Origin of the sequence: Corallococcus sp. CA054B, from assembly GCF_003611625.1 — a bacterium.
GTDB classification, from domain to species: domain Bacteria; phylum Myxococcota; class Myxococcia; order Myxococcales; family Myxococcaceae; genus Corallococcus; species Corallococcus coralloides.
The window spans coordinates 1-8,691 of record NZ_RAVY01000292.1 but is presented as its reverse complement, the minus strand read 5'-3'; the positions used below and the strand labels follow the sequence as shown (position 1 = coordinate 8,691).

General features: G+C 70.3%; 7 protein-coding genes and 1 pseudogene. 3 read left to right on the top strand and 5 right to left on the bottom strand.

Annotated elements, in window-relative coordinates; translation table 11 throughout:
- Window positions 1-196: 196 nt before the first annotated feature.
- Together mglA and mglB are read right to left on the bottom strand one after the other, a co-directional pair.
- Window positions 197-784 carry a gliding-motility regulator Ras-like GTPase MglA gene (gene mglA / locus D7V80_RS38800; RefSeq protein WP_014394794.1) on the bottom strand — a complete coding sequence of 196 codons (588 nt, stop codon included), beginning with the start codon at window positions 782-784 and terminating at the stop codon, window positions 197-199.
- An 11-nt stretch (window positions 785-795) separates the two neighbouring features.
- Window positions 796-1,275: a gliding-motility regulator GTPase-activating protein MglB gene (gene mglB / locus D7V80_RS38795; RefSeq protein ID WP_002637270.1), complete on the bottom strand. Its 480-nt coding sequence runs from the start codon at window positions 1,273-1,275 to the stop codon at window positions 796-798.
- 223 nt (window positions 1,276-1,498) lie between these two features.
- On the opposite strand from mglB, the gene D7V80_RS38790 reads away from it, so the two are divergent.
- The 3 genes from D7V80_RS38790 to D7V80_RS38780 are packed head-to-tail and all read left to right on the top strand — an operon-like array spanning window position 1,499 to window position 6,971.
- Window positions 1,499-3,064, top strand: a complete 1,566-nt coding sequence (locus D7V80_RS38790; RefSeq protein ID WP_120592840.1) for a carboxypeptidase regulatory-like domain-containing protein — start codon at window positions 1,499-1,501, stop codon at window positions 3,062-3,064.
- A gap of 49 nt (window positions 3,065-3,113) precedes the next feature.
- On the top strand, window positions 3,114-5,081 hold the full coding sequence (locus D7V80_RS38785) for a hypothetical protein (RefSeq protein WP_120592839.1): 1,968 nt from the start codon (window positions 3,114-3,116) through the stop codon (window positions 5,079-5,081).
- 3 nt (window positions 5,082-5,084) lie between these two features.
- Window positions 5,085-6,971 carry a protein kinase gene (locus D7V80_RS38780; RefSeq protein WP_120592838.1) on the top strand — a complete coding sequence of 629 codons (1,887 nt, stop codon included), beginning with the start codon at window positions 5,085-5,087 and terminating at the stop codon, window positions 6,969-6,971.
- A 9-nt stretch (window positions 6,972-6,980) separates the two neighbouring features.
- Here D7V80_RS38780 and recR read toward each other — a convergent pair whose 3' ends face one another.
- The 3 genes and pseudogenes from recR to D7V80_RS38765 all read right to left on the bottom strand — a co-directional run.
- Window positions 6,981-7,574 (bottom strand): recombination mediator RecR, encoded by a 594-nt coding sequence (gene recR, locus D7V80_RS38775; protein WP_014394798.1) that lies wholly within the window; start codon window positions 7,572-7,574, stop codon window positions 6,981-6,983.
- A 6-nt stretch (window positions 7,575-7,580) separates the two neighbouring features.
- Window positions 7,581-7,898: a YbaB/EbfC family nucleoid-associated protein gene (locus D7V80_RS38770; protein ID WP_014394799.1), complete on the bottom strand. Its 318-nt coding sequence runs from the start codon at window positions 7,896-7,898 to the stop codon at window positions 7,581-7,583.
- A 98-nt stretch (window positions 7,899-7,996) separates the two neighbouring features.
- Window positions 7,997-8,691 (bottom strand): annotated as a pseudogene (locus tag D7V80_RS38765) (DNA polymerase III subunit gamma/tau); the annotation flags it as partial.

Here is an 8,691-nt window from a genome sequence, read left to right as displayed (position 1 = left end):
AGGGGGACGCACCTTGCGCGAACACCGGCCCGGACAGGCCAGCGCTCAGGAGCGCAAGAAGACGGAAGGTGGCGGATGCGACGCGCACGGTACGACCTCGGAAGGCGGCTCTGCCCGACGGCACGAGGTCATACCACCCTTTGCCGGGGGCTGCCCGGTGGGGGCCAGCCCGCCGGGCGGGGAAGCAGGCGGACTGTCAACCGCCCTTGCGCAGCTCGGTGAGGACCAGCTTGGCCACGGCCTTGAGCGTGTCGAACACGCCCACGCCCGTGGGCGCCACGGCCTGGTACTCCGGGATGTTCCGCGGGTTGAGCGCCTTGCGCATCTCCTCCACGGTCACCGCGTTGGGCAGGTCGCGCTTGTTGTACTGCACGACGTACGGAATCTTGTTCAGGTCGTAGCCCTGCTCCGCCAGGTTGATGCGCAGGTTCTCCAACGACTCCATGTTGGCTTCCATGCGCTCAATCTGGCTGTCGGCGACGAACACCACGCCGTCCACGCCCTTGAGGATGAGCTTGCGGCTGGCGTCGTAGAACACCTGGCCAGGCACCGTGTAGAGGTGGAAGCGCGTCTTGAAGCCGCGGATCTCACCGAGCGACAGCGGGAGGAAGTCGAAGAAGAGCGTGCGGTCCGTCTCCGTGGAGAGGGAGATGAGCTTGCCCTTCGTGTCCGCCGCGGTCTTGTTGTAGATGTACTGAAGGTTGGTCGTCTTCCCGCAGAGGCCCGGCCCGTAATAGACAATCTTGCAGTTGATTTCGCGGGATGAGTAATTGATGAAGGACATGGCTTCCCGGGTTACTCGCTGAAGAGGTTGTCGATATCGTCGTCGGAGATCTCGGCGAACGGCGAACCGGCTCCGGGGCTGTCGGTCTTCTTCACGAGGCTTTCGAAGATCTTCGTCAGCTCGTCGCTGGCCTTCTTGATGCGCAGGCGCACCAGACCCAGGCTCGTGCGGTTGTCGAAGATGACGACCAGCACCACGCGGCTGCCCACGATGGTCATGTAGAGGCTGTCCTTCGCCCCTTCATGGAACTGGTTGGGGAACTCGTTCTCCCCAATGAGCTTCGCGAGTCCGCCCATGGCGGCCACGTTGCCGGCCGTCAGCGACGCGAGCGACGTGGTGTCGATGTTCTGCGTCTGGCCGGCCGAGGAGATGAGCTGGCCGTTCTTGTCGACGAGGAAGACCACCTTCGCGTTCGCGTCCTTGGTGAGCCGGTCGCAAACGGCGTTGATCTTGGTGAACTCCTCTTCGTACATCACCAGTTGCGTGCCCATGGGCGTATGCGCTCCTCAGCGTTCGCTCGCCCCGCGCACGGCGGCGCTCCGATGTTTCTGGAGTGAATCCCGGAGGTTAGACGAGGCGCTACCGACCGCCGTCATGCTTAGCAAAGCAGTTCCACTCCAGCAAGAAGCCAGCCGTGATCCGCGCCGCTTCTTGAAGGAATGACGGGTTCGCGGGTTGGGACACCTGCCCCTCTTCTCTATACTCTCCCGGGCCTTGCGCCGCCCGAGCCCCCTCACCGACATCCTCCCCCGCCTCGTCGTCCTCGTCCTGGCGCTCGCCTGTACCGGGGCCGCCCATGCGCAGGCCCCCGAGTCCGAGCGCGCCTCGCTGCGCCTTCGCTACGGGCTGTCCTCCCGCCAGGGTGAGCAGGTGGATGTAGGGCCCGGGCTCACCTACGGCGGTCTGACGCCGAACGACGTGGCGCTGACGTTGATGGGCTGGGCGGGCGAGTACCTGGGGGGCCAGGTGGATCTCCAGCGCGAGGCCTTCGAGCTGCGGGACGCGTCGTCGCGCGTGACGGGCGGCAGCCTGGTGCGCGGCTCGCTGGGGCCTCGCGGGCGCCTGTCGCTGGGGCCGGTGCGGCTGGAGCTGGGCGCGGGCTATGGCTTCGCGCAGCTGCCGCTGTTCGGCGGGTTCACCTACGCGCCGGTGTTGCAGCGGGGCGTGCGGCACGCGGCGCTGATTTCAGGCCGGGTGCTGGTGGCGCTGCCGGCGCGGCTTCAGTTGGAGGCGCGAGGCGAGGTGCCGCTGACGCTCTCCGCGCACGCGGCGGACGGGCTGAAGGCGTCGTCGTCCGGCTATGTGGTGGGCGCGGCGCTCTCGTATCCGGTGGTGCACCGGGACGGCTGGACGGGGCGCGTGCTCCTGGACGTGCAGCAGGTGCACGACACGATGGAGCTGGAGGACAGCGGCCTGCGCTCCGAGCAGCGGATGCGCCGCATTGGCCTGGGCTTCGAGGTGGCACTGGGCAGTGTGGGCCGGACGTCCGGGCCCGTGGGCCCGCGCCAGTCCTTCGTCGCGCTGAGCGTGGTGGACGCGGAGACGGGCGCGCCGCTTCCGGGGGCGCACGTGCGAGTGCCCTCCTTGAAGACGCCGGGCACGAGCGAGGAGCTGGTCGCGGACGCGCAGGGACAGCTGAGGGTGCTGCTCCCCGAAGGCGCGCAGTCCGCGCAGGCGAGCGTGGACGGCTATGAGGACGCGACGGCGGTCGCCACCGTCAGCGGTGATGCGACGGAGAGCGCGCCGGTCCAGCTCCGCCTGAGCAAGAAGGCGCCGAAGACGGGTTCCCTCAAGCTGAAGGTGGTGCAGGGCAAGAACAGCGCGCCGGTTCCGGACGTGCAGGTGGTTTCGGGCACCGCGCAGCTGCGCACGGACAAGGCCGGCGAGGTGCTGCTGGAGGGGCTGGAGCCGGGGCCCGTGGCCATTGCGATGTCCGCGCCGGGCTTCCGCCCCACGGAAGAAGCCGCGGTGGTGGTGGCGGGGCAGACGTCGGAGCTGGTGGTGGTGCTGTCGCAGGAGCGCAAGGGCGAGCAGGCCACGCTGGTGGGCCAGGTGCGAAGTGCTCGCAGCGGCCAGCCGCTGGTGGCGACGGTGACGATTTCCCAGGCCAAGGTGCGCACGCGCACGGACAAGAGCGGCACCTTCACCGCGCGCGTCCGCGGCGGCACGTACCGCATCACCCTGTCCGCGCCCGGGCACCGGACCCAGACGAAGATGGTCACCGTGCGCGAAGGCGAGCAGGCGATTCTCAACGTTGATCTGTTCCCGAGGGGCCGGTGAGTCGCGCGGCAGTGCCGCGACGCGCCCGTCCGTCGTCGTCGAGGTTTCAGTGAGTCCTGTCCGCATCCTGGCGCTGTCGCTGCTCGTCCTCCTCTCCGGCTGCTCGGGGTGTGAACGCGAGGAGGCGCCGAAACCTCCGCCAGTGGTGGAGGTGGACGCGGGGGCCGTCGTTACCATCGGCCGCCTGGAAGGGCTGTCCGGCGACGTGCGCCTGGAGCGCGGCGGCAAGGTGGGCCCGGCGGTGGAAGGGCCCCTGCTCGCGGGCGACGCGGTGGAGACCGGTGAGAGCGGATCCGCGACGGTGCGCTTCCCGGGCGACCGGACGGTGGAGGTGGGCAGCGAGGGCCGGTTCGCGGTGGGCTCGGACGCGACGGGCATCGTGATGAAGGTGGAGCGCGGCATCGTGTTGTCGCGCGTGCCAGCGGGAGGGAAGGCCGACAGCGCGGGCTCCAAGGTGACGTTGAACATCCTCACCCCCTTCGGCCTCACGCGCGTGGGGCCGGATCCGTCGGAGGTGAAGGTCGCGGTGGCGGAGGACTCGGCGCGGGTGGAGGTGAAGCTGGGCGCCATCGAGCTGGTCTCCAAGGACGGCAAGACGCTGCGCGCCGCGCAGGGCGACGCGGTGGACCTGACCCGCGAGCGCGCGCAGGTGACCCCCGCGGCCCCGCGCGTCGTGGAGCTGGCGCCCATCCCGGTGACGGTGCGCGCGACCTCGGGCGTCGCGGAGGTGAAGGCGAAGGACACGGGCCGCTGGCGCAAGGTGCGCCGCGAGGGCGAGGTGCTGGCCTTTGGCGACGGCGTGCGGACGAAGGGCGGCGAGGCGGTGCTGTCCCTCAAGGACAGCGGCACGGTGCTGACGCTCGCTCCAGGCGCGGAGGCGGTGCTGGAGAGCGCGGGACAGCAGGGCACCGTCGATGAGGCGCGCGTCAACCTGCTCCAGGGCCTGCTGGCCGTGCAGCTCGCCATGGGACGCGAGAGCCGCGTGGTGCTGCCGGGGATGACGGTGGAGTCCGGCGGAGGCGCGAGGCTGGAGATCCGCCGCACCGACGCAGGCATGCAGGTGGCGGCGCACACGGGCGACGTGACGCTGCGGCGGGGCGAGGCGCGGCAGGCGCTGCGCGCGGGCGAGCGCGCCACGGTGGGCACGGACGGCAACGCGAAGGTGGAGCCGCTGGAGGAGGCGGTGGTCGCGGTGGGCCCGGGCGACGGCACGGAGGTCTTCCATCGGGGGCTTTCGGAGGTGGCGCTCACCTGGGAGGGCGAGGGCGACGCGGTGGTGGAGGCGGCGCAGGACGCGGCCTTCAAGCGCCCGGTGCTCTGGGGGCGCGTGCACCGCGCCTCCGTCAACGTGTCCGCGCTGGCGAAGGGCACGCTGTACTGGCGGGCACGCAAGGAGGACGGCACGCAGGTGGCGGCGGGCAGCATCCGCTTCGCGCCGGAGTCCCCCACCAGCTCGCTGGCGCGCGTGCGCAACGTGGTGCCGGAGGGGCCGGAGAAGACGACCATCTTCTACCAGGACAAGCCTCCGGCGGTGACGTTCACCTACGGCGAGGAACCGCAGGCCCGTAGCTATCGCGTGGCGGTGTACAAGGCGGGCTCGCTGGCGACGCCGGTGGTGCAGCGCACGGTGTCGGAGCCGCGCGCGGCGCTGGATGCGGGACAGTTGGGCGAGGGCAGCTACCTGTGGTCCGTCACGCCGCTGTCGCAGGCGGGCGCGCCCCTCAAGGGCGGGCGGATGAACAAGCTGGAGCTCGTCTATGACAACTCGGTGGTGGGGCTGGTGGTGGACAGCCCGCGCCAGGGTGTGCCGGCGGCGGAGAAGGTGCGGGCCTCAGGCGTGGCGCCCGTGAATGCCCGCCTGTCCATCAACGGACGGGACGTGCCCTTGGACGCCAAGCACCGCTTCGATACATGGGTGGCCCCCATGGGAATGCCCCCCCTGCTGGTGTTTAAGATGACGCGTCCCGGTGCCCCGGACGTACTCACGGTGCGCACCCTGAAACCGCGAGGACCTTGAGGGATGGCACAGACCCACGTTCCCATTCCGGATCCCGCCGGCGCATCCCCCGCCACGCTTCTGCAGCCCTACGGGCAGTACGTGCTCGTGCGCAAGCTGGCCGAGGGTGGCATGGCGGAGATCTTCCTCGCCAAGCTGCTGGGCGCGGACGGCTTCGAGCGCAACGTGGTGCTCAAGCGGATGCTGCCGACGCTGTCGGCCATCCCCGACTTCGTGGAGATGTTCCGCGACGAGGCACGGCTGGCGGCGAAGCTGTCGCATCCGCACATCGTGCAGATCCACGAGCTGGGCTTCACGGACGGCTGCTACTACATCTGCATGGAGTACCTCGCGGGCGAGGACTTCTCCACGACGCTGCGGCTCGCGGGCCGGCGCCGCCAGTACGTGCCGCTGCCGGTGGTGATGCGGGTGCTCATCGACGCGGCGCGAGGCCTGCACTTCGCGCACACCTTCACCAACGAGCAGGGCCAGCCGCTGCACGTGGTGCACCGGGACGTGTCGCCGTCCAACCTGTACGTGACGTACCAGGGTCAGGTGAAGGTGCTGGACTTCGGCATCGCCAAGGCCGAGTCGCGCCTGGTCCAGACGCGCACGGGCGTGGTGAAGGGCAAGTACATCTACATGGCGCCGGAGCAGGCGCAGGGGAAGGAGGTCGACCACCGCGCGGACGTCTTCTCCCTGGGGGTCAGCCTCTACGAGGCCGTCACGCACGTGCGGCCCTTCTCCCGTGAGAACGACCTGGCGGTGCTCAACGCGCTCCTGCAGGGCGAGTTCGAGAAGCCGCGCGCGCTGAGGGCGGACCTGCCGGAGGGCCTGGAGGCCATCATCCTCAAGGCCATGGCGTTCAAGCCGGAGGACCGGTACGCGACGTCGGAAGAGTTCGCGGATGCGCTGGAGCGCTTCGCGGCGGAGTTCCAGGGCGGCGCCGCGAGCGCCCCGACGCTGGGCACGTTCCTGCGCAACCACTTCGGCGAGGAGCGCGTCACGGAGAAGACGCGCATCCCCACGCTGGCCACGCTCACCGCCGCGCGGCCGACGGACCCGGAGTTCGCGGCGATTGCTTCGCCCGTCTCCGGCGCTGGGACGAACGCGTACGGGCCGCAGGTGTCCCGTCCGAGCAGCACGGGCGTGAGGGCGCTGACGGCGCAGAACAAGGCGGCCCCCGTGCAGGCGCAGGCGCCCGAGCCGGAGGTCGTGCCGAGCGCGCCTGTGGCGAAGCCCGCGTCCCGGCGCTGGCTCATGGGTGTGGTGGGTGGCCTGGGCCTGGTGGCCGCGGGAGTGGCGTTCGTCGTCGCGCGGCCCGGTGGCACCCCGGCGAACGTTCCGACTCCGCCTCCGGTGCAGCAGGCCGTCGTGCCCGTGGCGAATGGGACTCCGGGCGCGCAGGCTCCCGCGGTCGCGGCTCAGGGCACGCAGGGGCAGGGGACTCCAGCCCAGGGGCCTGAAGGCACCGCGCCCGGAGACATTCAGGGCACCGTGCAGGACGGCACGCCGGGCGGTGACGCGGTGGCGACGTCCGTGACGGATTCGCCCCATGTGGACGACGGGGCGGAGGACACGCCCCACCGCAAGGTGACGAAGAAGCCAGCGGCGAAGGAGCCCGTGTCGCTGGGCATCGATGACATCCAGCGCGTGGTGTCCGGCGGCCGCTCGAAAATCACGGGCTGCTTCGAGCGCTACAAGTCCGACCTGCCGGCGGCCTCGGGCGAGGTGCAGGTGGAGCTCACCATCGTGTCGTCCGGCAAGGTGCGCGCGGGCACGCGCGGGCCGCTGGCGTCCACGGCGGTGGGCCGCTGCCTGGAGTCGCAGGCCCAGAGCCTGCGCTTCCCGGTGCACCGCGACCAGGAGGTCACGGTGTTGATGCCGTTCTCATGGAAGGTGACGCAGTAGCCTGCGTCGTCACAGGTCGCGGCGGGCGGACAGCGCCTTGGCGAGCGTGGCCTGGTCCGCGAACTCCAGGTCGCCGCCCATGGGCAGGCCCTGGGCGATGCGCGTCACCCGCAGGCCCATCGGCTTGAGCAGGCGCGTGAGGTAGAGCGCGGTGGCTTCACCCTCGATGTCCGGGTTGGTGGCGAGGATGATCTCCTCCACCCGGCTGTCGTTGAGGCGGTGCAGCAGCTCCTTGATGCGCAGCTGCTCCGGGCCCACGCCTTCCAGCGGGGACAGCACGCCGTGCAGCACGTGGTAGCGGCCCTTGAACTCGCGGGTGCGCTCCAGCGCCATCAGGTCGGAGTAGGTCTCCACCACGCACAGGGCGCGCTCGTCGCGGCGGTTGTCGCGACAGAAGCCGCACAGCTCCGAGTCGGTGAGGGAGAAACAGCGCACGCACAGGTGCACCTTCTCCTTCACCTCGCGGATGGCCTGCGAGAGGTCGACGGCGAACTCGCCCGGCGCCCGCAGGATGTGGAACGCGAGGCGCTGGGCGGTCTTCTCACCAATGCCCGGCAGCTTCGCGAGCTGGGCGACCAGGCGATTCAGCGGATCGGGGGTCATCCGTCTTTAATTAATGCCGGGGATCTTCACGCCGCCGGAGATCTTCGCCAGCTCGGCGTTCATGTGCTGACGGCTGTTCGCCAGGGCAGCGTTCACGGCGGCGGTGACGAGGTCCTCGAGCATCCCCGGGTCGTTGGGGTCGATGGCGCTCTTGTCGATCTTGATGCTGCGGATCTCCTGCACGCAGTTGGCGACGACCGTCACGAGGCCCTCGCCGGACTTCGCCTCGACGGTCTCTTCCGCCAGCTGCTTCTTCCGCTCCTCGATCTTCTCGGTGAGCTTGTTCGCCTGCCGGATGAAGTAGTTCAGGTCGATGCCGGGCATGTGCTTCCTCGGTCCCCGGTCGTGGGAGCGCGGGGCCGCCATGGCGCCGCTCGGAGCAGGGACGTTGCCGCGCACCCTAGCGGGGCCGCGCGGCGTTGTCAGTCGTCAGGAGCAGCAGGGACGTCCGGGAGGTTGGCCGGTGGCCGCTCGGGCTCATAGACCTGGATGTGCTCGATTTCGCCGCCCAGCATCTTGAGGATGGCCCGCACGGACGCGTGGGAGCGCACCTTGCCCTCGGTGCTCTTCTCGTGGGTGTTGCGGGTCTGGGTGTCCACCTCGGAGAGGCTCAGCCCCATGCCGCCCGGGAGGGCGTCCTGCGTCTGGGGCACGTCCATGATGGTGAGCTTCACGGCCCGGCCGAAGTGCGACGCGAGCGCCGCGTCCACGGTGGCCTTGCCCCCGGGTGACACCACGGCGGCCTTGTGGAAGGCGGCGGAGGGCGGGAAGCCCAGGACGATTTCGCCCGCCTTCATGGACTGGAGGCGGCCGTTGGCGAGCGCCGTGCCATGGCGCACGGACGTGGACTTCACGGTCTCCACGGCGGCGCGCCAGCGCTCGGGCAGGGAGCGGTTGGGGTTGTCGCGGCTGGTGGCGACGGGCGCCATCGCGGGCGGTGGCTCGGGTTCCGGCGGCTCCGGTTCCGGGGCGGCGGGCTCCGCGACGGGGATGCACTCGCCGGAGGCACAGCCTTCGGCGGAGCCCTCTTCCGGGAACATGCGCTCGTCCGCGTCCTCGTCGCCGTGGGGCGGAGCCACGGGCTCCGGCTTGCGCATGTTGGTGATGCGCACGGTGG